Source organism: Prevotella sp. ne3005, assembly GCF_900110085.1.
Classification (GTDB): domain Bacteria; phylum Bacteroidota; class Bacteroidia; order Bacteroidales; family Bacteroidaceae; genus Prevotella.
In genome coordinates, this window is sequence record NZ_FOCK01000004.1 from 345,618 (window position 1) to 371,536 (window position 25,919).

Genomic DNA, 25,919 nt, shown 5'->3' on the forward strand with positions numbered 1-25,919 from the left:
CAGGGATGCAGGCCTCGTTCTTTATGTTCCAACAGATTGGAGAGATGCCCATGTCCGACAAGGTTGTTAATGAGCAAACATTTAAGGAAGGGCTGGAGGCTACAAACGAGAGATGAGATAAGGACAAGAGGATTAAAACAGGTTCTAAAGCATTTGTTCCCACGGTGGGAATAAAGTGTTCCCACCGTGGGAACTGTTGGAAAGTCGTAAGGAAAGTGTCAGCATCGCCGTAGCGGACGCTGAGAAAGTCGTAAGCGGACGCAGAGAAAGTCGTAAGGTGACGTTGGCTTGTCTGGAAATATTCGTTTTTTATCAAAAACCCTCAATCCCTCCCGTCAATGGCCCGGAAGCCCCTAAAATAAAGGATTCTTTGATTTTCATCCCTCCCTTGATCCCTCCCGTCATCTCTCCCATATCCCTCCCGTCGTCATCTCCTGTGTCTGACTTGAGCCATCTCACATTTATGTATCGAATGTTAAAATTCGTGATTATTTAGGCATTTGCCACAGATTATTAAGAATTTATTTGCAAAACGGCAAAAAATTTTGTATCTTTGCACCTACAAAAACACGTTGTGGAAAACGCGACGATACTACTGCCGAAGCATCGGCTTAAAGTAGGATTTACATTTGAAATTATTATAAGGAATGGAGAAGAGTAATCTTTTGCCTGTAGAGACTTTTGGAGTCTCCCAGGTGGGAACGCTTGTGATCGAGCTGTTCCTCATGAGCAACTACCGTTTCCGACGAAACATCCTCAACGGAAAGGTAGAGTTCTCGGCAAAGCCCAGTGGCGATGCGGAGTGTGATTATCGTCCTCTGACGCAGGCGGCCCTTAAAAGCATCGTGATTCGTGCCAAGCGCGAACAGGTGCTGGAAAAGGGGAACCCTAAGTCGGAGATTGAGGAGTATGTGGAATCGGAGGAAGTGCCAGAGTATAATCCTGTACAGGATTTTCTGGAAAATCTGCCTGTATGGGACGGACAGAACCATGTAGCCAAGGTTTTTAGTCGTATCCCAGGCATCACCTCCGAGCAGCTGAACTATCTCACCATCTGGCTGCGATCTACTGTGGCCCACTGGTCGCAGATGGACATGCTTCATGGTAATGAGTGTGTGCCAACGCTCATCGGAGGTCAGGGTTGCGGAAAGACCACCTTCGTGCGTCGTCTGTTGCCTCAGCATCTGCGTGAATATTACCTCGACCATCTGAATCTGTCGAACAAGTTTGATAAGGAGATGGCTCTGACGAACAATCTCCTGGTCAACCTCGACGAGTTGGAGGCCATCCGCCCTTCCCAGCAGGCATCGCTGAAGCAGACGCTGTCTGTCAGCAAGGTGAATGCTCGCCCGATATTCGGGCGTGCCCAGGAGGATCGTCCCCGATTTGCCTCGTTTGTGGCTACCACCAACAATCGTCATCCGCTGAAGGATGTTACGGGCAGTCGCCGATACATCTGCATCTTGATTCCTGATGGTCAGATGATCGATAATACGGGTGAGATAGACTATGGGCAGCTCTATGCTCAGGTGGTGTATGAGATCCATAATCAGGGTGCCCACTACTGGTTTCACAATGACGAGGTGGCCCGCATCCAGCAGCTGAACCAGGATTTCATGGAAAAGAAGGACCTCGGAGAGATGTTTACCGCCTGTTTCCGCCAGCCTCGTGAGGGTGAGGCGGCCAAGACGATGAACTGCGACCAGCTGATCAGCATCATGCAGAAGGATTATCCTACGTTGCAGAATACGATAGGCAATAAGGTCAAGCTCGGCAAGGCCATTTCGGCTCTGGGGTTCAAGCACAAGGAGCACTCCCATGTGGCCTATTATGAAGTGGTACCACTCATGAAAGTCACAGCCGCATGAACCAGACGGGAGGGATGACGGGAGAGATATGGGAGGGATTGAAAACATCCCTCCCGTGCTCAAACCCCTTTATACAAAGGGCTTCCGGAAGATTTAGGGAGGGATGAGAGATTTTTTAGCAAATACATAAATTAAAACAATGGAAAAGATTTTAGAATTGAAGATGATCCCTTGGGGATATGAGATTTGTTTCAACAACGATTGTCAGTTGCGTGAGAAATGCCTGCACTATCAGGCAGGGCTGTTGATGCCCAGCGACCGTCTTAGCGGTCCTGCGGTCTATCCTGCAGCGTGGAAGGACGGCCAGTGCCAGCGATTCCGGGAATACAAGCTGGTCAGGAAGGCCTGGGGCTTCAACAAGCTCTATAGGAACCTGCCTCGTCACCTGAAGACTGAGGCTCGCGAGTGTGTGATGAGTTACTTCAGTGGTGGCTGCGGCCCTTACTATCGTTATCATCATGGTGAGAACAAGCTCTCGCCCAGTCAGCAGGAAGATATCATGAACATCATGTCAAAGTTCTGCAGTACCGAGGGCCTGTCCTTCGACCGCTACGAATGGGACTACGACTTCACATGATCTGTTGAGGTGCATTCCCACAAAAAAGACTCACGAAGCAGCTTAGTTTCGTGAGTCGTTTTTATGAGATATAGGTAGATTCTACTCGACCGGGCGAACCAGGCGCACGGAGAAACCGCGGGACGAGGCATGCATCCCTGCAGGTCTGGATGACGTTTCTTTGTATCTAGAAATGACAGCCAGTTTTTTTGCGAATCGTTTGGCGGATTCATGAGAATGTACTACCTTTGCAGGCTAATGAATCGTAAACTAATAGAATAAGCAAGACCATCTATATGGAGATCTACGAGAAAAGACATGCTTTGAAAGCAATATGGGATGCGGTTACCTATTTGTTACCTATAGTGCTGGGCTGTGTGATTGCTGCCATTGCCATCAGTCCATCCTTTTTTAATACTACAATTTCTGCACCAGACTGGTTGTGGTACTCGTTGGTGGCAGTTGCTGTGTTTATCATTCTGCCGTTGAGCCTGTACGTCCTGTATTTCTTTAGTGTAAGGTATTACAATCTGTGCCTGTTTAAGAAGCCAGCCTTGGTTATCACCGATAGCGAGCTACACATATTCTCACCATATCGTGGCTATACGGTCGTCAGATGGGATGAGATAGCAGAGTTTAAAGATGGCTATCTTACGAAGTTTCGCAAGTTTGTTTATCCTGTATATAAAGATGCTATGCGGAACAAGAATATACTTCGCAGGGGCTATCTTGACGGTATATTGACTGATTACCTTACGATAGGCTACGACGACTTGCTGGCCGAGCTGAACAGCCATCTGAAGAAAAATGCAAAATAATCCCGATTTTTTTTGCATTTCGCTTTAATTACATTACCTTTGTACCATGAATCGAATTTATGAATACTATATTCTCTTATTCTTGTCGCTCGTGAGCCTGACAGCCCAGGCACAGGGACTGCCTACGGATGGACCTTTGACCATCCGACTCATACTTCAGCAGTTGGGTGAACGTCTGCTGAAAGGAAAGACGGGCAGTATCGTGGCCATCAACCCCGAAAACGGCGAGATAATCTGTCTGGCTACGAACACGCCACAGGGGCCGGACGTGCGTCAGGCCATTGGCAAGCCTCAGGCGCCTGGCTCTACCTTCAAGACGGCTCAGGCTCTGACGCTCTTGTCGGAGGGATTTGTTACGCCTGATACGAAGATGGCCTGTAACAGTGGCATCACCGACGGCAATATCAAGGTGGGCTGTCACAAGCACCGCTCGCCCCTGAACCTGAAAGATGCCCTGGCGCAAAGCTGTAACACATGGTTTATCGTGAACTTCGGTTCGATGATCAACGATGACTTCATGTACGAGTCGAAGGATGAGGCCATCAACACCTGGCGAAGCTATATGCAGTCGATGGGGCTGGGTGGTCCGATGCATATCGACATCGCTGGCGAACAGGGAGGCCTGTTGGCAGGTGCCGACTACCTGAATCGCCGTTATAAGGATGGCTGGGACGGTAAAACCGTCTGGTGGGCAGGCATGGGACAGGGTGATGTCACCTGTACGCCCCTGCAGCTCTGCAACCTCGCTGTTACGATTGCTAATCGTGGCTGGTACTACGTGCCCCATATCCATAAGAACACGACCAACCAGCGCTATCTGACCAAGCGCCAGACCAAGGTTGCCAAGGAGGCCTATGCGCCAGTGGTGGAAGGCATGCGTCTCGCTGTGGAGAATGGAACGGCCACCAGCATCAAGACCACTTATCCCATTTGTGGCAAGACGGGCACGATAGAGAATCCGGGTAAGGACCATTCGGCCTTTATCGCCTTTGCCCCGATGAACAATCCCAAGATAGCCATTGCCGTCTATGTGGAGCATGGTGGCTTTGGCGCTGATTTGGCTGCCCCCATGGCAGGGCTCGTCATCGAGGCCTACCTGAAAGGCAAGCTATCCCCGGCCTCTGAGCAAAAGGCCAAGCGTCTTGAGAAAAAACAATTATAAATATGAATACTAAATTAGAAGATCAATTATGAAAGCTCTATGCCCATCATCGCATGGCTCTGTTTATCTCCTTCGCCTTGTCGCTGACGGTTATCCCTGTGCTTTGGCTGGTGTCGAAGTTTGCACCCGGGCTCTTGTGGTATAGCTACTTGATAGCTTACATCATTGAGATTGTAGCCATCTTAGTATTACATCATGTGATGCATGCCAAGTTTGAACTAAGTACGAAAGTTTAGTTTCTGGTAAGCCAGACGCTCGTCACCAGAGGCAAGGTAGATAATACCGCAATAGGTAAAGCCGTGCTTCTTGATATTGTGTTGCATGATCCGATTGTCCTTATGGGTGTCAATACGGATGTTTGCATCATGTGAAAAGCAGAAGTCCATGATGGTGCTGAAAATGCCATGGGCCTCAGGATAGCTGGCAATCCGATGGATAACATGATAGGGTAGGTTGTCATCCATCCACTCACCATCGTATATCTTAGAGTAGGTTGGTTCAGGAGATGGCAAGAATGCGAAATAGCCGACGATACGGCTTCCATCCTCAATGACAAAGCCACCATGTTTCTCCATATCACTGAAAATGACTGCCTCTGAAGGATAGCCATCTCCCCATTGGTGCATGTTGCCGGATTGCCGCATGATCTTCTTTGCTGCGTCCATCACTTGCATTATCTCGGTGATGTCTGTCGGCTTTGCCTCTCTGATAGTCCAATTCATAAACGTATTATCTATTTTCACATAAAACTAACGACAAAGATAATGAAAAACAGGGAATCATCGCAATAATATCATCGACATTTAGGATTGTTTATGAAGTGTTCATTATAAAAAGAAAGGGACTTACCATCACGGCAAGCCCCCCATTTAACTAAACTAAACAAATACTTTATGACTCATCATGTGTTATTGTGCGTGCTGGCATTTATCGCAGCGACCTTTACACGCAGTCTTTCTTTCACAATAGCGCTCACATTGTGCACAAAGGTCATAGCCCAGCATCGTACCAAGAATAAAGTCCTCCTCAGGCGTCAGCTCGTTGAGCGGACGGGTGACAATGAGGCGAATGGCATTGAGGCATTCCTTACGACCAATATAGAAATTCAGATTGTTCTTGCCAGCCGGTTGTAATACGAAGTCCATGTTCTGACTGTAGAGTCGTTTGGTGGCATAGGCTTCATATCGCTTCGGACAGGTAAAGAGTACCATCTGGCGCACTCCCTTTTGGAGTTCGTAAATATGGTTCATCAATACTTTCATCTCAATTGGTGTAATCTCGGTTTGTCTCATAGCCCTATATATTATAAATTAGGTGAAATCTCTGCAATCCACGCATCGATGCGCGTATCTGTCTTATCGTCCTCGTTCACATCGTCGAGAGGTAGACCCACGAATTTTCCATCAACGACTGCTTCAGAGTCGTCGAAGGTATAACCGTCAGTTTCTACAGCTCCCACAAAGTGCGCACCACTGGCTTTAATACCATTATACAATTCACCGATGCCACCGACAAAGGTGTCGCTATACGACTCACTGTCGCCACAGCCGAAGAGGGCGATGGTCTTGCCTGAGAGGTTGGCACCCTGCAACACCTTCAATCCGTCGTACCAGTCGTCCTGCAACTCACCAGCACCCCAAGTCGAGGTGCCGAGGATCAGGTTTTGGTTGTTGTTCACTACATCGGCTGTGAGGTCCTGTACGTTGATGGCCTCACAACCTAACTTCTGGGCTATTTTCTCTGCGATAGCCTCGCACGTTCCTGTTGAGGAACCATAAACTACAATTGTTGCATTCATTTCTAACTATTCTAAATGGCTAAAATTTCCGGGTGCAAAGGTACGACGAAAATCCCGACGGTACAATACTCAAAACTGAGTGTTTTACCGTCGGGGGATATAGGAATTCTAATGAAACGCGATTAATAAGAAGTAGGTATTCCTTTCTTTTCTTTGGCTTGCCTTGCAAACTCAAATAGTGACTGGGGAAGATGGCAGTAGCCTGTAGGATTCTTGTCGAGATAGTCCTGATGATATTCTTCGGCTGTATAGAAGTTCTCCAACGGCAGTTTTTCAACGGCCAGCGGCTGCTGATACTTCTTCTGTTCCTCGGCAAATACCTTTTCGATAATGGGCAAATCCTCTGAATCGGTATAATAGATACCCGTACGATAACGGGTTCCCTCATCGTGCCCCTGCTTGTTAAGACTTGTCGGATCGATGGCCTTGAAGAACATCTGCAAAAGGAATTCAAGGCTCACCACATCTGGGTAATACTTCACATGTACCGTCTCGGCATATCCCGTTGTATCGGTATAGACCTCTTTATACGTTGGGTTGGTAGTATGACCATTGGCAAATCCCACTTCCGTTTCCACCACACCCTCTATCTGTTTGAAGAAATGCTCTGTTCCCCAGAAGCATCCTCCTGCAAGGTAAATCTCTTTTTTCTCCATATTACTTCAACATGATGATACTTTATGAAATTACATCGTGGCAGTGAGGAAGGTGGCGTTGCCAAAGATATAGAGGATATTCTCACAGGCTGGCACGAGGATGGTTTCACCCTGATGAATCTCTATGCCATTGATATTGGCTTTTCCCCAAAGACATACCACGATGACAAATGAGTCGCAGTGGAAGTCAATCTGCTGGGCAACCTGTACCACTACGCGATGTACCACGAAATATGGACAGTTGATGAGCTGTGACGTGGGCTTGGTGCTGTCGTAAGAGGTGCGATAGGCTGGCCACACCTGATAGTCGATGGCTTCCTTGGCCTGCTCAATGTGTAGTTCACGGGGGTTGCCATGCACATCCTTACGTCCGAAGTCATAGACACGATAGGTGATATCGCTGGTCTGCTGGATCTCGGCCAGGAAGTTGCCTGCACCGATGGCATGCAGACGACCTGCAGGTAGGAAGTAGAGGTCGCCCTCATGAGCCTCGTGGGTAGCGATTACGTCCTGCATGGGCGAACGTCCGTTTTGGGGTTCAGCCGTTGCCAGCTGTTCGTATTCCTCTGGCGTGATGCTCTTCTTAAGACCTGCGTAGATCTTTGAGCCCACATCGCTCTTGATGATATACCACATCTCCGTCTTTCCCGCACAGCCATGACGCTCCATCGCCAACTTATCGTCGGGATGCACCTGCACGGACAGGTCCTGACGGGAGTCGATCAGCTTCACCAGCAGGGGGAACTGATTACCGAACTTCTTGTAGATCTTCTTGCCTACCAGCAGCTCCTTGTACTTATCGATCAGTTCTACCAGCGTGAGACCCTCATCGACGTCATTGATAAGGCCTCGGTTGATGGCTACGCTCTCATGGCCTGGTACACCACTGATTTCCCAACTCTCACCGACATTGGGTTGTGCATTGAAGATGCCTTTGAAGGGGGCAATCTGATAGCCGCCCCAGATGGTGGTCTTCAGATAAGGCTCAAATTTATAGGGTTTCATAGGAATTCTGTTGTTGAGGCGTTATTTTTGATTTCTGTTCTTTGCTATCAGCTTCTTGATGGTCTCCACACTGGCACTGGTGGTGAGTCCGTCCTCAGGGGTGTTCATGCAGTAGTCCACCAGGCGGTCCACACTTGAGGTGGCGACATGCAGACGGGTATCGGCTGAAGCATAATAGATGAATACCTTTCCATCCTCATCCTTGATCCATCCGTTGGCAAAGGCCACGTTCATCACATCACCGATATACTCGTCGCCTTCGGGTACCAGGAAGAAACCGCCAGGCTTGGCAATCACCTTCGTGGGATCCTCGAGTGAGGTCATATACATATATAGTACATAGCGCAGACCATCAGCCGTACCACGTACACCATGAGCCAGATGGAGCCAGCCCTTTGGCGTCTTCAGGGGATGGGGGCCCTCACCATTCTTCACCTCGGTGATGGTGTGGTACTTGCGCTCATAGATAATCTTCTCTTCCTTCACCTCGGCATGTGTCATGTCATCCACCAGTGCCCAGCCGATGCCACCGCCGCTGCCGGTGTCGATGAAGCCATCCTGCGGACGGGTATAGAGGGCATACTTACCATCCACGAACTCCGGATGAAGCACCACGTTGCGCTGCTGACTCTTCGTCTTCAGATCAGGCAGACGGTACCAGGTCTTCAAATCCTTGGTGCGGGCGATGGCGGCTGTAGCCGTGGCGGCCGAGAGGTTGCCAGGTTGTGAGTCGTCGTGGCGCTCAGCACAGAATACGCCGTAGATCCATCCGTCCTCATGCTGGGTGACACGCATATCGTAGATATTGGTGGCAGGATCCTCCGTATCAGGCATGGTGACGGGCTCATCCCAGAAACGCCACTGGTCGATACCGTTAGGCGACTCTGCCACGGCGAAGAACGACTTGCGGTCAGCGCCCTCCACACGACATATCAGCAGATAACGTCCATCAAGTTTGATAGCACCTGCATTGAGTACAGCGTTCATCATGATACGCTGCATCAGGAAGGGGTTGTCCTGCTCGTTGAAGTCGTATTTCCACTCCAGAGGCGTATGCTCTGCCGTCAAAATGGGGTACTCGTATTTCTCATAAATACCGTTACCACCCTCCATCACTTGATTCTTGCGCTGAAGCAGTGCCTCATGACGCTGGCGTAATGCCTGTACTTTTTCCTGATAGTTCATAATGCTTTTATTTTTTATTGTTTTTATTCCCTTTTTGACATTAGATAAAAACCTCGCGCACCTCCTGCTTCAATGTTTCAATCTCCATCATTTCTTAATTGGATAAATATAGATAAGGCCAATCATGATCAACGCAATAATAGCGGGGAAGAGGGAGAACAGTGCCCAGATCATATTGTTGACAGACGCTGCATCGGTGATGGTGATGACGGTCTGACCTGTGGCATCGGTACCTGACACGAAGCCGGCGATACCCAGCAACAGTGCCACCAAAGAGCCGGAGATGGCAGTACCGAACTTCTGCGACATCGTACCGCTGGAGAAGATAAGACCTGTGGATGAGGTGCCGTTCTTCTCAGTGGCATAGTCGGCTACATCGGCATACATCGACCATAACAGTGGCGAGTAGAGTCCGATACCGATAGAGGTGAGGATCACAACAGCTACCATCAGCCAGATGCTGGCGGCATCCATCGGAATAAAGAAGAAAATCACTGAAGTAACCACGCAGATGACAGCTGCCCAGATGAATGCCATGCGCTTGGAACCTACCCACTTGGTAAAGGCAGGCGACACACCACCGAAGATCATACAGGTAAGTTCACCAAAAGTCATAAACACCGTATAGTTGATGATGAGTCCACTCACCGTCACGTCGCCATGCAGACAATACTCGAACATATAGCCAGCCACCGCATAGCGGAAACCGTTGAAGAAGTTCATGCAGATACCTATCAGCGTGAGGATCACCCAAGGACGGTTACGGAACAGGTCGCCGAAGGGTTTCAAGGAGAACTTCTCGGCACGGGCTGGCTTCTTGCGCTCTTTCGTCAACAAGCCACAAGCCAAGGTACCTACCGTTGCCACAAGACCAAGCATCGCACCTACCACCGCATACTGGTGCTGGTCGCTGCCACCCACCATCTTCTGCAGATAAGGGAAAGACAGCAACGTGACGAATCCCATGGCATAGGCTCCCACCATACGGAAGGAAGAGAACTGATTCTTCTCGTTGTCATCATCAGTCATCACACCCAGCAATGAGCCATAGGGGACATTCACCGCCGTATAGACCACCATCATCAGCAGATAGAACGTGTAAGCCCAGATGCGCTTACCCGTCAATCCGAGGTCGGGGGTGTAAAGCAACAGGGCGAAGATGAGTCCAAGGGGGACGGCACCAAAGATCATCCAAGGACGATAGGTGCCCCAGCGCGACAGGGTACGATCGGCCAGAGAGCCCATCAGAGGATCAGTTACCACATCGAACATACGGGCTATCAGCATCAGGGTAGCCGTGTCTGCAACAGTCAGACCAAATACATTGGTGAAGAACAATGGAAAGGCTATTGACATCACCTTCCAAGTAATACCACCAGCGGCAGCATCACCCAAAGCATAACCAATCTTTTCGCTTAATTTTGCCATAGGTTTCTTAACTCCTTTAAAAGCCAGCTTTCCCACTCATCCCACTGCTCTTGGAACCAGAAATGCCATGTGGCTTGATAAGGTGAGATTTCCTTAGGTCCAGTCACAGTGTTATAGGTAGCCCAAGCTGTGGTAGGGGGTACTACGTCGTCGCAATAACCAAAAGAAAACCAGCCGTGCTGCTTGTCAGTGATCAGACGTGCAAAATTCACACCGTCATAATAGCGCGACACTTCGATCTGCTTCTCCTGTCCTTTGCCCTTATTCCAGTAGAAGAAGTGGGGCCATCCGCAGGCAACGCCGCGCAACGAGTTCGTATGGTCGCAAAGAGCTGCATGTACAGGGGCATAGCAAGTGATGCGCTTGTCGAGTCCTGCTGTGGCCAGCGTCAGGAATCCTCCTTGACTCGATCCCGTCACGCCTGCATTACTTCCGTCCCACGGGGTGTACTGCTCTATATAATCCATCGCACGGATACAGCCCATGATCACATGATGATAGTAGTGCTTCTCGCGCGAGTCCATATTAAACTCCCAATAACCTTTCAGTGCACCGTTGTTCAGGTCGTCGTAAATACCTTGCTTCATGGTTACAGGTACGCCGTGAATACCGATTTCGAGTGTAATCACACCCTGTGATGCTGTGTACACATCACCTGCATATGGGCGCACACCTGCCCCTGGCACTCTCAGCAACGCTGGATATCTGCCCTCTTTCACGGGTACGCACAAGATACCATAAGTACGCGAGCCTAACTGCTCGTTCTGGAAACTTATCTCATAGACGTTCACATCCTTCGTACAGCGCTCGGGCAACAGGCACTTTGTCGGGGCGAGATCCGTCTTGCGGGCTTCTACTATCGACTGCTGCCAAAAGTCGGCAAAGTCGGAAGGCATGATAGTCGAGGGTTTCAACTTCTCGGGTGAGAAAGCGGCTGCACAGGCCCCATGATAGTCCTTCCCGCCGACATGGGCCGTCACGTCCACGCGGTAGAAGCCTGGCTGACTCATCTTGCCTGAGAGCTTCATCTTGCCCTCCTTCAGCGTCAGGCTTTTCTTAACATCCTGATACATCTCAGGGCCAGCCGCATAGTCTATGCTGACGTCGTTGATAAGTGTGCCTGAGCGGCGTACTTCCACCGTAAAACTGGCCGTCTCGCCTACACAATAATTCCAGTCTTGATGATCGGGCTCCACGGTTACAACAATACTGTTGCCCCTGATTTGCGCCCCAATGGGCAACATGACCAGAAAGGCCAATAAAAGGAAAATTTGTCTTTTCATTTTTACTATTGTTTGCTTAACAGCTGCAAAGTTAGATACATTTGAACGAATAGTCTTGGACTTTTTTAGCAAAATCTGCTACTTTTTTATTGTTGTCCAAATCCAAAATAATAATATTGCAGGAAAGTGTCAGAATTTGATAAAATAAAGTTGAGCCGTTTCGTTAAATTGTTTTAACTTTGCAGGCGAATCAGGAGGTTCTGAGAAGACTTTTACTGTAAGAAACTAAAACGTGTGTATTAATAAAAACTAAAACGTATGAATAAAAACAATTCTTCTTGAATCATGGGGAGTCGCGCGAACCTTATTTATATGTAAGGCAAGTGGCTCGGGAGAATTGTTGGTCCGAAAGCCAACAAAAATGAATACAAATTATTCCAATTTAAGTATAACACTCAAGTATGAATCGAACATTTAGGAAGACAGCGCTGTTGATGAGTGCCCTCGCCCTCTTGGGTCTTGGCTACTCGTCAAATGCCAATGCTGCAGGATCTCCTCAGGAGATTCAGCAGGCATCGAAGAAGATTACCGGAACGGTAGTCGATGCTCAAGGTCCCGTCATCGGAGCCAGTGTAGTTGAAAAGGGTACCACGAATGGTACAGTTACTGACTTTGACGGTAACTTCTCTCTCTCTGTAAAAACTGGTGCAACGATTGTTATCTCGTTCATCGGTTATGAGACTCAGGAAATTAAGGTCGGAAACCAGGACAACATCCAGGTTACGATGAAGGATGATAACGCCGTCCTTGAAGAAGTGGTTGTCGTAGGTTATGGTGTCCAGAAGAAAAAGCTGGTTACCGGTGCAACTGTTCAGGTGAAGGGTGAGGACATCGCCAAGCTGAACACCACCAACGCCCTTACTGCCATGCAGGCCTCAACCCCTGGTGTGAACATCACGCAGAGCTCTTCTCAGCCAGGTAAGGGCTTCAAGGTAAACATTCGTGGTGTGGGTACCATCGGTAACTCTTCACCGCTGCTGATTATCGATGGTATCAATGCCGGTACGGCCGATGACGGTCTGAACGGTTTGAACCCGAATGATATCGAGAGCATCGATGTGCTGAAGGACGCTGCATCAGCAGCCATCTACGGTGCCCGTGCTGCCAACGGTGTGATCCTTGTGACCACTAAGCAGGGTAAGGAGGGTAAACTCTCACTGCAGTACGACGGCTTCGTGGGTTGGTCGAATGCTTATAAGGTGCCTGCCATGTTGGGCGCTAAGGACTATATGAGTGTGATCAACGAGACATATTTCAACACCTATGGCAGCGTGCCTCAGTGGAACACGCTGGTGCCACAGAGCATTCTGGACCGCGTGAATCAAGGCTGGAACGGCACAGACTGGTTTAAGGCCTATGAAAACAAGAACGCTCTGCAGTTCAGCCATGCTGTGACGCTGAATGGCGGTACCGACCGCTCGAAGTTCTCTATCTCGCTGAACTACAGCTCTAACGAAGGTATCATGGGTGGTGACAACGCCTCTTCATACAAACGTTACGGTGGACGTATCAACTCAGATCACGTGGTACTTCGTGGTAAGGACCTGTTGGGTGAGGAGCACGACCTGCTGACCATCGGTGAGAATGTGAGCTACTGGTATCACAATAGTCACGACTTGGCAGAGAGCAACGGCTACTGGAACATCATGCAGGCTGCCTATATCGCCTCACCGCTGGTAGAGCCTTATGATGCCAACGGCAAGCTGGCTTCCTATAAGGACAACGGCGCTGGCTACAGCACCATGATCTACGGCAACCCGCTGAACCACTTCCTCAACGGTGGATTCAACTCTTTGAACGAGAACCGTGACTTCGGTGTAGGTGCTACCTTCTACTGGATTGTGGAGCCTATCAAGAACCTGAAGTATCGTGGACAGTTCAACACGGGCTACAGCGGTGGCAACTCTCGTAACGTAGGTTATCCCTACAGCTCAAGCTTTACCAGCGCAAGTGCTAACTATACTGTTAACCAGAGCGATTGGCAGAGTTCAAGCTTTACGATTGAGAACACCCTGTCGTATGTATTGCCTACCTTCGGCAAGCATAACATTGACGTGCTGATTGGCCAGTCAATCGAGCGCAGCAACTGGAGCTCTGGTCTGAACGTCGGTGCTACCGTCACTGAGGAGAATCTGAACTCACTCGTGCTGAAAGGCTGGAACTACAACACCATTGCCAACTACGACTACGCTTTCCACTCTTCATCTGGTGGTTATGACACCCCGATGCAGGGTTCGATTGCCTCTTTCTTCGGTCGTGCCAACTGGAACTACGACGAGAAATATATGCTGACTGCCATCATCCGTGCCGATGGTTCAAACAACTTCGCACGCGGTCATCGCTGGGGTTATTTCCCCTCTGTATCTGCAGGTTGGAACATCTCTAACGAGAAGTTCATGGAGTCTACCTCTTCTTGGCTGAGCTTCCTGAAGCTCCGTGCATCTTGGGGACAGAACGGTAACTGTCAGATTGGTAACTTCTACTATCTCTCTAACATCGGTTTCTCCCCCAGCGGATATCCCGACTATGGCTACAAGTTCTCGAGCGATATGGTTCAGACGGTGACCGACAACGTTTACACCACTGGTGCTTACGCCAAGAACGTTCCCAACCCCGACGTGACTTGGGAGACCTCTGAGCAGTTGAATATCGGTTTGGATGCACGCTTCTTTGGCGGCCGCCTCGGACTGAACTTCGACTGGTATAAGAAGACCACGAAGGACTGGCTGGTACAGGCCCCGATGAACGTGGTGCTCGGCTATGAGGAGCCTGCCTACGTGAATGCAGGTGACGTGGAGAACAAGGGTTTTGAGGTGGCTCTCAGCTGGCGCGACCAGATTGGCAGTGACTTCACTTACCATGCTAACGTCAACTTTGCTACCAACAAGAACGAGGTAACCCGTCTGGCTAACAACTCTGGATATATCGACGGTCAGGATAAGGCCCTCTTCGAGAACTCTTCATGGATCTCTCGCGTAGAGGTAGGTCATCCTATCGGTTACTTCAACGGTATGTCTTATAGCGGCGTATGGCAGAATCAGGCTCAGATTGACGCAGCAGTTGCAGCCGGCAAGGCAGTCCTCGAGGGTGCACAGCCTGGTGACCTGATCTGGGATGACTATAATAAGGACGGAATGATTTCGCTCTCAGAAGACCGTCATGAGATTGGTAATCCTCATCCCGACGTAACTCTCGGTGCCAGCCTCGGCTTCGAGTGGAAGGGCTTCGACTTCGGCGTGACTGGTTCGGGTGCCTTTGGCATGCAGGTGATGCAGTGCTACCGTACGGCTCTGTTGGCTAATCCGTTCAACAACTACTCAATCAATGCATTCGACCGCTGGCATGGTGAGGGTACGAGCAACTCTCGTCCGCGTCTCGCTGTAGGTACAACCAACGACCAGTGGGTATCAACGCTCTATATGGAGGATGCTGACTACTTCCGCATTCAGAACATCACCTTAGGCTATAACTTCTCTAAGCTGTGGAAGAGTGGTCCGTTCTCTCAGCTCCGCCTCTATGTACAGGCTCAGAACCTCTACACCTTCACAGGCTACTCTGGTGTTGATCCTGAAATTGGATCTTCTGGCGGTAAGGACTCTTGGGCTCGCGGCATCGACGTAGGTCTCTATCCGCAAGCACGTACCTTCATCGTAGGTGCAAGTATCAAGTTCTAATAATATAATAAGGTATATAAGAATATGAAAAAGATATATTTAATGGCAATCTCGGCTCTCTTCACATTTGGCCTGACCTCCTGCGAAGACTTCCTTGATTCCTCCAATTATACAGAAGCCAATACGAGCAACTATCCCGCTTCTCCCAATGACCTGAACAAGGAGCTGGCTGCCCTGTATGGCGTGATGAACCAGATGAGCACAAGTCCGCTGCAGACACCTTGGTTCGTGAACTATATTATGTCTGACGATGCCAACGGTGCCGGTGGTACTGGTGACGTAGAGGCACATGCAGTCGGTCACTTGATGACTAATAAGGAGTCTCTTTATGATGATGCCTGGAAGAATACCTACGTAGGTATCTCTCGTGCTAGTGCCATCATCTATGCTGTCGATGCTTTCGACTGGACTGGCCAGGAGTCTGCCCGCAACCAGATGCTGGGTGAGGCCTATTTCATGCGCGGTCTGTTCTACCTTTGGGGTGTTCAGTTCTGGGGCGATATCCCTGCTTACTGGGCTTCTGCTGCTCCCGATCCATGTCCGCAGGTAAGTGCCGAGGATGTGATCTTCCCGCATATCTTGGCTGACTTCGTATCAGCAGCCAACCTGATGACTCACGGAGCCACCACCCGTGGCGACGGTCATGCCACTAAGGGTGCTGCCGAGGGTATGCTGGCTCGTGCCTATATGTTCTACGAGGGATTCTATAAGAAGGCAGGCGAACTGGCTTCGGCATCTCTTGCCGACGTGACTTTCGACTTCGAGCAGGAGGCAGCCGGCTCTTCTCTGAGCAAGGCTCAGGTGGTGAGCTATCTCGAGGATGCCATCAACAACGGTGGCTACAGCCTCGTTGAGGACTTCCGTCTGCTTTGGCAGTACAGCAATGAGCTGACAGCTCCCGACTATGCCTATGTAAAGGATCTGGCCGACGGAAAGAAATTCTGGGCTGGCAATGGTAACTCTGAGGAGATGTTCCAGGTGCAGTATATGAACTCTGGTTCATGGAGCGGTAAAATCGGAATGGGATTCGTTAATCAGGTAGAGCTTTACTGCGGTCTGCGTTGTGATGACGACGGTGCAGGACATGCTAATGGTGATCTCGAGACCTTCCCCTTCGGACAGGGCTGGGGCCAGGGTACCATCAATGCCAACCTCTGGGATGAGTGGAGCGACAGCGACCCACGAAAGAAAGCTACCATCCTTGATGCACAGGCTGAGTGTGAGAAGTTTGTATTCACCACTTCTTGCTCTGAGGATGCTGGCTACTACAATAAGAAATGGATCTCTACCACCTGCAAGGAGTCTTCATGGTCTGACCACAACACCGCTTACACCTGGTGGGGTGTATATCGTACAAAGAATACCACCTCTCCTAACACCAACGGTAACTCATTCCAGGGCGACCACTTCACGGATATTGTGCTGCTCCGTCTGGCCGACGTGATGCTGATGCACTCTGAGTTGACGGGTACTGCCGATCAGATGAATAAGGTACGTGCACGTGCCGGTCTGCCTGCAACAACCTATTCTTGGCAGAACATCAAGAATGAGCGCCGCTTCGAGTTGGCTGGTGAAGGTCTGCGCTTCAACGACCTGCGCCGCTACTCTGGTAAGGATGGAGGAACTGGTTGCGAGGCTGCTAAAGCTCTGCAGAAGCAGGAAGGTACACGTGTGAACTATACCGGCACTTGGACGGTGATGAGTCACGGAAGGGGTGTAGGTGGCAGCAGCTGGGCAGAGCGTTATGCCGATACCGATGGTTTCCTGCCAAAGCCTCCACAGCAGATCGGTCTCATCAATAATCCTGAGATACTGAGCCAGAACAAGGGTTGGTACGACGGAACAGGCTGGAGCATGTCTGGTACACCTATTTATTAAAAGGTGAAAAACTAAAAAGGTAAAACAGTAAAAAGGTAAAACAATATGAAAAAATCAATATTATTGTTCGCAGTAGCGCTGGGCATGCTGACGGCTTGTGATCCTATCAAGGAAGATGGCAGCATGAAGATCGACAGCTTTACCAGTAGCACACTGCTCGACGGTGCTGAGTTCTCTCAGTATGCCGATCAGGCTTGCAGCACGCCGCAGGCCGACGGTAACTGGATTAAGTACAATGTCCCCAAGGCAACAAGTGTATATATCTATTATGTGAAGGCCGACGGCTCTGAGTTCAAGCTCACCAGCGGTTCTGCAGGCGGTGTGTTCAACTTCGTTCCCGCCCGTGGTTCAGATCCTCTCCAGACGGTTTATTTCCGTTTTGTCAATGCCAATGGTGATGAGGTCATCGCAAGCAAGGAGTTCACTGTTCAGGTGGCTGCCGAGCTGAAGCCTGAGGTACGTCTGATTGCTTCGAATGCCTATGGTAAGAAAACCTGGAAGTGGAATGTGGGTAATAATACATCTTCTGGTCATGTTTGGGGTAACTTTGGTGCCGATGGTAGTTGGCGTGGTGATGCTCTTAATGACTTTGTATGGTGGGGCGTTGACGATGCTGCAGATCTTACGGGTCAGTTAGGTCACTCTGTAACCGGTCAGGCTATTGGTGAAGAAAGTAACGATGCTACCATGGTGTTCACAGAGGATGGCCTTGTGAAATGTTATGATGCCAATGGCAGTGAGATCCGTAATGGTACTTATGAGATTAAGGGATGGACTGGCGACAATCACGATGGATTCAAGTATGGTGTCCTTCATACTTCAGAGGGCGCAACTCTGTTCCCATTCGAGATTAATGCTGGCGGCCGTTATGTGACAGATTACTGGATTTATTCTCTGACAAGCGATCAGATGATTCTGGTTTATCCTGACAATGGTGCTTTCAGTGGTTGGTCTGAAGGAACATACTGGAACTTCAAGAGCGATAGCGACGTATCAGGTATGATGACCAACTATGGTAGCAAGACGTGGACTTGGAACGTTGGTAATACTACATCTTCTGGTCACGTATGGGGTAACTTTGGTGCTGATGGTAGCTGGCGTGGTGAATTCCTTAACGACTTCGTATGGTGGGGTGTTGACGATGCCGCAGACCTTACGGGTCAGTTAGGTCACTCTGTAACTGGTTCTGCTACTGGTGAGGAGAACAACGATGCCACAATGGTTCTGAATGAGGATGGTACCGTGAAGTGCTATGATGCCAGCGGTAGCGAGATCCGTTCGGGTAGTTATGAGATTGACCTCTCAACAGCTGATGGTTGGAAGAAGGGCACATTCAAGACCACCGAGGGTGCAATCCTGTTCCCATTTGAGATTAATGCAGGCGGTCGTTATGTAACCGATTTCCAGATTTTCCACATTTCTGGCTCTGAGATGATCCTTACCTATCCAGACAACGGCGCATTCAGTGGCTGGTCTGAAGGAACATATTGGAACTTCAAGGCTAAGTAATTTTCTTCTTGAGATTTAATTAGCTCAATGATTTGTTATCGCCCCGCAACTGCTCGTCAGTCTGCGGGGCGGTATTAAAATAGAGAAAAACTTTGTTAAGTCAGATTTTTGTGCTACCTTTGCAGCGTTTATGAATAAAGCGATAACTAAATACGGAATTATAGCCTTGTCAGTGCTTATCAGCATCGGCGTATTCTTGTTTTGGTATATTGCATACCCTCACGCCATGTCGTACCAGGAGCAGTATCAGCTGTTTTTGTGGACGTCTGATTACTTTCTCAACAGAGTGAGTGTGCCAGGTGGCTTTGCCAGTTGGATAGGCGAGTTTATCGTTCAGTTCTATTATGTGGAGTGGTTGGGTGCCTTGTTGCTCTCACTGCTCATAGTGGCTTTGGGGTGGACTGCCGGGTGGATACCTGCTGCGCTTGTGCTTTGGCTGTTAGGTGACCCCAGCGTAAAGTTAGGCTATGTGGTGGCTCTCCTGATGGTGGTAGGTGCTCATAGAATAAATCCTGTAAAATGGGGTAGGCAAGCATGGAGCGAAGTGGTTGTCATACCTGTTGTATATTGGTTGACGGGGCCCTTGGCCTGGGTTTATGTGCTGTTGCGTATGTATCGCTACGGACTTAAGAGTTGGTTTATGCCCCTATGCCTGTTGACTATGCAGCTGCTGGCTTATCGTTTCCTGCTTACGCAGTGGACCTTAGAGATGACCCTGATGCCTGCTCAGTATTATCGTACGCCCATGATGATGCCCGTGCTGATGTGGCTAATCCCATTGTTAACAGTACTTACTATAGTGGTGCAGCATCGAATCCATACAGTCAAGTGGTTGCTGCCCGTGCAAGTTGCCATCGTCATCGCATTGGCTTGTTTAGGCGTCAGCAAAGGGTATGATAAAGAAATGTACGAGCTGATTCGTCAGGATTATCTAGTTCGTCAGGAACGATGGGATGAGATCGTGAATCGGGCGAAAGAATATCAGGTTAAGACGCCGTTCAGCTCTGTCTGCGTCAATCTGGCTTTGTCGCAGAAGCACTTGTTGGCAGACCGTATGTTCGACTTCTATCAGAGCGATGAAAATGCGTTGATTATGCCCCGTATTCGCGACTTGACCTCGATGCTGCCATCGGCCGAGGCTTTCTGGCGATTGGGTATGGTTAATTCGTCCCTGCGTTATTTTTTTGATACGCAGGAGTCGATTCTGGATGGCAGTATGAGTGGACGTTGCACCAAGCGGATAGCCGAATGCATGATAGTGAACGGCCATTATAAAACAGCCAGAAAACATCTTAACTTGCTGAAGAAAAGTTTGTTTTATCGTGAATGGGCAGTCAATGCCGAAACTTTGTTGGGTGATGAGGTTGCCATTAATGCACACCCTGTGTATGGTAAATTGCGGCAGTTGCGCTATAAGAACGATTTCCTGTATAGTCATCTGGAGCTGTATAAGATGTTGGGCCTGCTGTTTATGAATAATACAAAGAACACCATGGCGCTTGAATACTTTATGGGGCAGATGCTATTGGAAGGGCAGGTGCAGGGATTCCAGCAGTATATGCCCATGGCAGAGAAATATAGTGGTTACCGAGAGATGCCTATCGGCTATCAGGATGCCATGATGTGTATACAAAAGCAAGGCAATGCGCCTGGTTCGTCTTATGCCGAATATGTGAAAAGGATGGTGAAGCAAAAGAGCAAAAACGAAGACGATGATGGAGCTCATTAATATTAGATATAAACTTCTGGCCGTCTGTTGCTGTCTGATAGCCATTGCAGGCTCGTCGTGTAGCGAAAGACCCACGAGTCCTACGATGGTGAATGAGCAACCAGCCATTTATCCTGATTATATAGGTGTGACCATTCCGGCAGATATTGCCCCGTTGGATTTTAATTTTACCGATGAGGAAATCGACTGCATGGATGTGGTGGTAAAAGGCAGTAAGGGCGGCGATTCGCATGCTAACGGTGATTGGGCTGATTTTGATGTTGACGACTGGCATGAACTGACAGAGCAGAACGCTGGTGGCGAACTGCTGTTTACAGTATGTGTGAAGAAGAATGGTCAGTGGCTGCAATATCAGGACTTTAAGATGTATGTTAGCAAGTATCGCCTTGATGAGTATGGCGTTACCTACCGCCGTATCGCGCCAGGTTATGAGGTGGGCGGCGATATAGGCATCTATCAGCGTGACATACATAGTTTTGATGAGTCGGCCATTTTAGCCGAGAGTGTCGTTCCGGGTCAGTGTATGAACTGCCATGTGGCCAATCGTGCTAATCCAAACACCTTTAATATGCAGATTCGTGGTGAACATGGCGGAACTTTACTATACAAGGATGGCAAGCAAATCTATCTGACAACAAAGACTGATAGTACCGTGGCCAATACCAGCTATTCCTATTGGCATCCCGATGGTGATTATTGTGCTTTCTCCACCAACTCCATTCATCAGAGCTTCTTTGTTGGAACAGGACAGCGCATAGAGGTGTACGACACCTTTAGCAATGTGCTGGTGCTTGATACCCGTACCAATGAATTAGTGCTTTGTCCGTTGTTGCAGACTGATGACTGGGAGACATACCCAGCCTTTTCTGCCGACGGAAAGACCCTGTACTATTGTACGGCCAAGCCTCACAGAGTGCCTGCTGAGTGGGATCAGGTGAAATACAGCCTGTGCAGGATTTCGTTCGATGCCAAGACGGGTACTTACGGCAATCATGTCGACACATTGTTGAATGCTCGAGAGTTGAACCGTAGTTTCACCTATCCTCGTCCCTCTTACGATGGCAAATGGCTAATGTATAATGTGACCGCTTGCGGTAATTTCCCCGTCAACCATCCAGAAGCCGATCTTTGGCTGATGAATCTGATGACGGGAGAGACCTATCCGCTGGCAGGAGCCAACAGCGATGATACTGAGAGCTTCCATAACTGGAGTCTCAACAGTCACTGGTTTGTTTTCTCCAGTCGTCGCGAGAATGGTGTCTATAGTATGCCTTACATCGCTTTCCTTGACGAAAAGGGTAAGGCGGGAAAACCATTCCTGCTGCCTCAGCGCAATCCGAAGAAATACTATCAAGAGGAGATGGACTCCTACAACTGCATCGACTTTACCCGTGAGAAAGTGCAGCTGGATGCCCGCGAAGTACATAGGAAAGTGTTTGAGAATAAACGGGAACAAGTAAAAATCAGGTAGCAATATAATTATAGACAAGCAATGAAAAAGATTCTATTGTGTTTTATGGCGGTGGTGGCTGCGACGATGTTCTTCAGCTGCCAGCAAAGCGACGGGAAATGCCATATCCAGGGTGTCGTAAAGGGCGAGCAGTTTGAGGGCAAGCGTGTGTTCCTCGTGCCTTTTTCCGGTTCTAAGACTGCCGAGACGGTCGACTCGGTAGAGATTAAGAATGGTCGTTTTGCTTTTGAGACCGACGTCATGCAGATGTATAAGATTCTGATTGATTTCCGTTTCCGCGTCGGCGTCCAGCCCCTGTTGGTGGTTGGTGAGCCCGGTGAGGTTCAGGTGATCATCGACAGTGTAAGCCATGCAGTTGGTACACCCCAGAACGACTCTCTGGAGAAGTGGAAGACGCGTACAGAGATTCATAACCGTGAACTCTATAAGATGCGCATGTATATCAAGGACCTTCAGGGACGGTTTGATACGGTGCAGGCAAAGTATATCCTGCAGCGGGCCGACAGCTTCCACTTGGTGTATAAGAATTACACCCGTCAGTTGGCAAAGAACATGAAAGAAGGCGTGCTTCATGATTTTCTGAAAGACATGTTCCCATTGACCTATGAGAAAAAGATGCCCGACGGCTCTGTCAAAATTATGAATGCCGACACACATGAGGAAGTAAAGAGCGAAGAGTGAATAGAGAAAAATATATTCCAGGGCTGCTGACGCTGGCATTCGGCGTGGTGGTGTTCCTTTTCTGGAGCATCCGCTATCCCTATGTGTTGGCTTATCAAGAACAGTTACAGTTGTTCCTCTTCGATGGTGACTACTTCTGCGAGCGTATCTCAGAACCAGGGGGCCTGGCCAGATATGTGGCTGAGTTCCTGGTGCAGTTCTATAATGCTGCCGCCATCGGCGCCCTGATTATTGCCCTGCTCTTTATGCTGGTGCAACGGCTCACGTGGCGGCTGATGCGGGTCAAGAGCCACTATCTACTAAGCTTCCTGCCCGCTTTGATGCTGTGGTATGCCATGGGCGACGAGAACGTCATGCTGACCTATGTCGTAGCACTGGTGATGGCTTTGTCTGTGGCCTTGGTCTGGACGTGGTGGTGTGCAGGCATTGCCCTATGGAAGAAACTGATAGTGGCATTGGTCGCTATCCCCGTGCTTTATTGGCTCATAGGACCGATGGTGCTGCTGGTGGCTTTAGTGATGATGCCTTGGCTAGTAGCCATGCCTGCTGTTGTCTATGCCTTGACGCTGATGCTGCTGAGTGCCCAGTGGCTGCCGTTCCCCATGACGAGGGTGATGCTAGGCATCGGCTACTATCGCGTCCCCGCTACGTTGCCTTATATGCTGATGACCATCCCCGTCGTCACCCTCTTGCTGACATGGTTTGCGAAATGCTTGCCCCAACCCCGGAAGTGGGAAGGATATGCTGAGGCGTTAGTCTTTGCCATCCTTATACTGGTGCCTCAGACATACGGCTTCGATAAGAAGAAGTACGACCTCATCGAGTACGACTATCTGGTGCGAGTAGGCGATTGGAACGCCATTATCAAGAAGGCAGAGAAGCAGATGCCCGATTTGCCGATGAGTGTCAGCGCCACAAACCTCGCCTTGGCGAAGACCAATCAGTTGGGCGATCGTGCCTTCGACTTCTTCCAGCGTGGTACGGAGGGGCTGCTGCCGAGGTTTGAGCGTAACTTCGCCACGGCACAGCTCACGGGCGAGATCTATTTCAACCTTGGCTTGGTGAATACTGCCCAGCGCTTCGCCTTCGAGGCAATGGAGGCCATACCTAACTATAATAAGAGTGCCCGTGTCGTGAAGCGTCTCGCCGAGACCAACCTCATCAACGGACAGTACGAGGTGGCCCGGAAGTATCTCAAGATACTGGAGAAGACTGTGTTCTACCGTCCCTGGGCACAGCGTATGATGGCGATGCTGGGCGACGAGAATGCCATCAACCGCCATCCGCTCTATGGCATGTTGCGCCAGTACCGTCTGCATGACGACTTCCTCTTCAGCGAGCGCGAACTGGATAAGATCTGCGGACAGCTCTTCATCCACAACCAGCAGAACCAGATGGCAGCGCAGTATCTGCTCATGATGCCTTTGCTCGACGGCGACGTATCGCGCTTCATGAATTATGTGCAGTATGTACAGAACAGAATTGCCTACAACCCCCGCCATTGCCAGGAGGCCATTGCCTTTGCCTTCTTCCAGCAGCGACAGAATCCGCCTCAGGGACTCGTCAGCCCGCTCATCCTGCAGCAGATGAATGATTTCTCGCGGATGTATTCTCAAGATAAGAATTCACCAGAGCTGAGTAGGTATAAGAATACGGTATGGTACTATTTAACGGGTATAGCCCTAAATGCAAAATAATAAATGATAAATATGGGAAGAAAATCTGCAAATTTCAGATGGTATAATTGGATGATGTGTTTATCATTCATCATTTATCATTTATTATTTAGCATAGCGTGTAGCCATGCGCCTGAGAATCCCACGATGGTCGGTCAGCTGCCGGCTATCTATCCAGACTATGTCGGGGTGACGATTCCTGCAGAGATTGCCCCGTTGAATTTCAACAGCACCGAAGCCGATGTCGACTGCATCGACGTGGTGGTGCGAGGCTCGAAAGGAGGCGAACTGCATGCCAACGGCGACGGCGCTTACTTCGACATCGATGACTGGCACCAGCTGACGCAGCAGAACAAGGGAGGAGAGCTCACCTTTACCGTCTGCATCCTAAACGATGGCCAATGGAAGCAGTACAAGGACTTCGTGGTCAGTGTCAGTCCATACAGCCTCGACGAGTGGGGACTTACCTACCGCCGCATCGCACCGGGCTATGAGGCCTTCAGTAAGATGGGACTCTATCAGCGCAGCCTCTCTACTTTCGACGAATACCCCATCATCGAGAATACTCAGGTGCCGGGCATGTGCGTCAACTGTCACTCGGCCCATCAGACCGATCCGCAGAAGTTTGTCTTTCATGTGCGTGGCGACCATGGGGCTACGATGTTTCAGATCGATGGCCAGCGCGAGTGGCTGAAGGCCAAAAACGACTTGCTTGGTGGCTCGATGGTCTATCCTTATTGGCATCCCAATGGGGAGTACTGTGCTTTCTCCACCAACCAGACGCGTCAGGGATTCCACGTCGTGCCCGATGAGCGCATCGAGGTGTTCGACCTCTCCAGCGATGTCTTTGTCTATCATCCTACCACGCATGAGATACTGACCGATTCGCTGCTGCAGACCAAGGACTGGAGCGAGAACTCGCCCGTCTTCTCGCCCGACGGCAAGACCTTGTATTATATGACCTGCCTCCAGCAGGACTATCCCACTCATTACAAAGACGAGAAGTATAACCTCTGCAAGATTAGCTTCGACCCTGAGACAGGCGCGTTTGGCAACGAGGTAGACACCGTCTTTAATGCCGTAGCGATGGGCAAGAGCCTCACCTGGCCTCGTCCCAGTTACGATGGCAGGTATCTGCTCTTCACGCTGATGGACTATGGCTATTTCTCTGTCTGGCATGAGGAGAGTCAGCAATGGATGCTCGACCTCCAGACCGGTGAGGCCCGTGAGCTGACGGAGATTAACAGTCCCAAGGCCGACAGTTATCATAACTGGAACCTCAACTCCCACTGGATTGTCTTCACCAGTCGCCGTGACGATGGCTACTATACCCGTCTTTACTTAGCCAGCATCGATGATAAGGGGCGCTTCTCCAAACCCTTCCTGCTGCCCCAGCGACATCCGAAGGAGTACTATGATGAGAGCATCTACTCCTTCAATACCCCCGACTTCACCAAACAGAAGGTAGACTTCGATGCCCACCAGGCTGGCCTCGAGATTAGTTCCGATAAGCGTATCGAGACGAAGGTAAAATAGTATTGC

At 49.7% G+C, this 25,919-nt stretch carries 21 protein-coding genes; 13 read left to right on the forward strand and 8 right to left on the reverse strand.

Features of this window, described 5'->3' with window-relative positions:
* The first annotated feature begins 647 nt into the window (after positions 1–647).
* The 5 genes from BMY16_RS07860 to BMY16_RS07880 all read left to right on the forward strand — a co-directional run bounded on the left by BMY16_RS07860 (position 648) and on the right by BMY16_RS07880 (position 4,640).
* Positions 648–1,868, forward strand: coding sequence for a VapE domain-containing protein (locus BMY16_RS07860; protein WP_091841438.1), 1,221 nt, complete (start codon positions 648–650; stop codon positions 1,866–1,868).
* A gap of 139 nt (positions 1,869–2,007) precedes the next feature.
* Positions 2,008–2,445 (forward strand): DUF6078 family protein, encoded by a 438-nt coding sequence (locus tag BMY16_RS07865; protein WP_091841440.1) that lies wholly within the window; start codon positions 2,008–2,010, stop codon positions 2,443–2,445.
* Positions 2,446–2,747: 302 nt separating this feature from the next.
* Complete coding sequence (locus tag BMY16_RS07870; protein ID WP_139207167.1) at positions 2,748–3,242, forward strand: hypothetical protein; 495 nt, start codon at positions 2,748–2,750, stop codon at positions 3,240–3,242.
* A 46-nt stretch (positions 3,243–3,288) separates the two neighbouring features.
* Positions 3,289–4,404, forward strand: a complete 1,116-nt coding sequence (locus BMY16_RS07875) for a penicillin-binding transpeptidase domain-containing protein (protein ID WP_091841443.1) — start codon at positions 3,289–3,291, stop codon at positions 4,402–4,404.
* A 53-nt stretch (positions 4,405–4,457) separates the two neighbouring features.
* Positions 4,458–4,640, forward strand: a complete 183-nt coding sequence (locus BMY16_RS07880; RefSeq protein WP_091841444.1) for a hypothetical protein — start codon at positions 4,458–4,460, stop codon at positions 4,638–4,640.
* On the opposite strand, the gene BMY16_RS07885 is transcribed toward BMY16_RS07880, so the two are convergent.
* From BMY16_RS07885 to BMY16_RS07920, 8 genes are all read right to left on the reverse strand, one after another.
* The gene (locus BMY16_RS07885) at positions 4,623–5,126 is read right to left on the reverse strand and encodes a GNAT family acetyltransferase (protein ID WP_091841446.1); all 504 of its coding nucleotides are present in this window, start codon (positions 5,124–5,126) and stop codon (positions 4,623–4,625) included. The genes BMY16_RS07880 and BMY16_RS07885 overlap by 18 nt on opposite strands.
* Positions 5,127–5,312: 186 nt before the next feature.
* Positions 5,313–5,696 (reverse strand): DUF2023 family protein, encoded by a 384-nt coding sequence (locus BMY16_RS07890; protein WP_091841447.1) that lies wholly within the window; start codon positions 5,694–5,696, stop codon positions 5,313–5,315.
* Between the two features lie 11 nt (positions 5,697–5,707).
* Entirely contained in the window at positions 5,708–6,202 is a 495-nt protein-coding gene (gene fldA / locus BMY16_RS07895) for a flavodoxin FldA (RefSeq protein ID WP_091841448.1), read from the reverse strand.
* A 122-nt stretch (positions 6,203–6,324) separates the two neighbouring features.
* Positions 6,325–6,858: a peptide-methionine (S)-S-oxide reductase MsrA gene (gene msrA / locus BMY16_RS07900; RefSeq protein WP_091841450.1), complete on the reverse strand. Its 534-nt coding sequence runs from the start codon at positions 6,856–6,858 to the stop codon at positions 6,325–6,327.
* 30 nt (positions 6,859–6,888) lie between these two features.
* On the reverse strand, positions 6,889–7,863 hold the full coding sequence (locus BMY16_RS07905) for a type I phosphomannose isomerase catalytic subunit (RefSeq protein ID WP_091841452.1): 975 nt from the start codon (positions 7,861–7,863) through the stop codon (positions 6,889–6,891).
* A gap of 21 nt (positions 7,864–7,884) precedes the next feature.
* Complete coding sequence (locus BMY16_RS07910) at positions 7,885–9,048, reverse strand: glycoside hydrolase family 130 protein (RefSeq protein ID WP_091841453.1); 1,164 nt, start codon at positions 9,046–9,048, stop codon at positions 7,885–7,887.
* Between the two features lie 87 nt (positions 9,049–9,135).
* The gene (locus tag BMY16_RS07915) at positions 9,136–10,476 is read right to left on the reverse strand and encodes an MFS transporter (RefSeq protein ID WP_091841455.1); all 1,341 of its coding nucleotides are present in this window, start codon (positions 10,474–10,476) and stop codon (positions 9,136–9,138) included.
* Complete coding sequence (locus BMY16_RS07920; protein WP_091841456.1) at positions 10,464–11,759, reverse strand: acetylxylan esterase; 1,296 nt, start codon at positions 11,757–11,759, stop codon at positions 10,464–10,466. The genes BMY16_RS07915 and BMY16_RS07920 overlap by 13 nt, the downstream gene beginning before the upstream one ends.
* Positions 11,760–12,160: 401 nt before the next feature.
* On the opposite strand from BMY16_RS07920, the gene BMY16_RS07925 reads away from it, so the two are divergent.
* From BMY16_RS07925 to BMY16_RS07960, 8 genes are all read left to right on the forward strand, one after another.
* On the forward strand, positions 12,161–15,433 hold the full coding sequence (locus BMY16_RS07925) for a SusC/RagA family TonB-linked outer membrane protein (RefSeq protein WP_091841458.1): 3,273 nt from the start codon (positions 12,161–12,163) through the stop codon (positions 15,431–15,433).
* 24 nt (positions 15,434–15,457) lie between these two features.
* Positions 15,458–17,311, forward strand: coding sequence for a RagB/SusD family nutrient uptake outer membrane protein (locus BMY16_RS07930; protein WP_091841459.1), 1,854 nt, complete (start codon positions 15,458–15,460; stop codon positions 17,309–17,311).
* A 45-nt stretch (positions 17,312–17,356) separates the two neighbouring features.
* Positions 17,357–18,820 (forward strand): hypothetical protein, encoded by a 1,464-nt coding sequence (locus BMY16_RS07935; RefSeq protein ID WP_139207168.1) that lies wholly within the window; start codon positions 17,357–17,359, stop codon positions 18,818–18,820.
* Positions 18,821–18,950: 130 nt separating this feature from the next.
* Positions 18,951–20,549 (forward strand): DUF6057 family protein, encoded by a 1,599-nt coding sequence (locus tag BMY16_RS07940; protein ID WP_091841463.1) that lies wholly within the window; start codon positions 18,951–18,953, stop codon positions 20,547–20,549.
* Positions 20,533–22,020 carry a TolB family protein gene (locus tag BMY16_RS07945; protein ID WP_091841465.1) on the forward strand — a complete coding sequence of 496 codons (1,488 nt, stop codon included), beginning with the start codon at positions 20,533–20,535 and terminating at the stop codon, positions 22,018–22,020. Before BMY16_RS07940 ends, BMY16_RS07945 begins: the two co-directional genes overlap by 17 nt.
* A 21-nt stretch (positions 22,021–22,041) precedes the next feature.
* Positions 22,042–22,701, forward strand: coding sequence for a DUF4369 domain-containing protein (locus BMY16_RS07950; protein ID WP_091841466.1), 660 nt, complete (start codon positions 22,042–22,044; stop codon positions 22,699–22,701).
* Positions 22,698–24,398: a DUF6057 family protein gene (locus BMY16_RS07955; RefSeq protein ID WP_091841468.1), complete on the forward strand. Its 1,701-nt coding sequence runs from the start codon at positions 22,698–22,700 to the stop codon at positions 24,396–24,398. The genes BMY16_RS07950 and BMY16_RS07955 overlap by 4 nt, the downstream gene beginning before the upstream one ends.
* A gap of 54 nt (positions 24,399–24,452) precedes the next feature.
* A complete protein-coding gene (locus BMY16_RS07960) occupies positions 24,453–25,913 on the forward strand; it encodes a TolB family protein (RefSeq protein ID WP_091841514.1) in 1,461 nt (486 codons plus the stop codon).
* Positions 25,914–25,919: the final 6 nt, after the last annotated feature.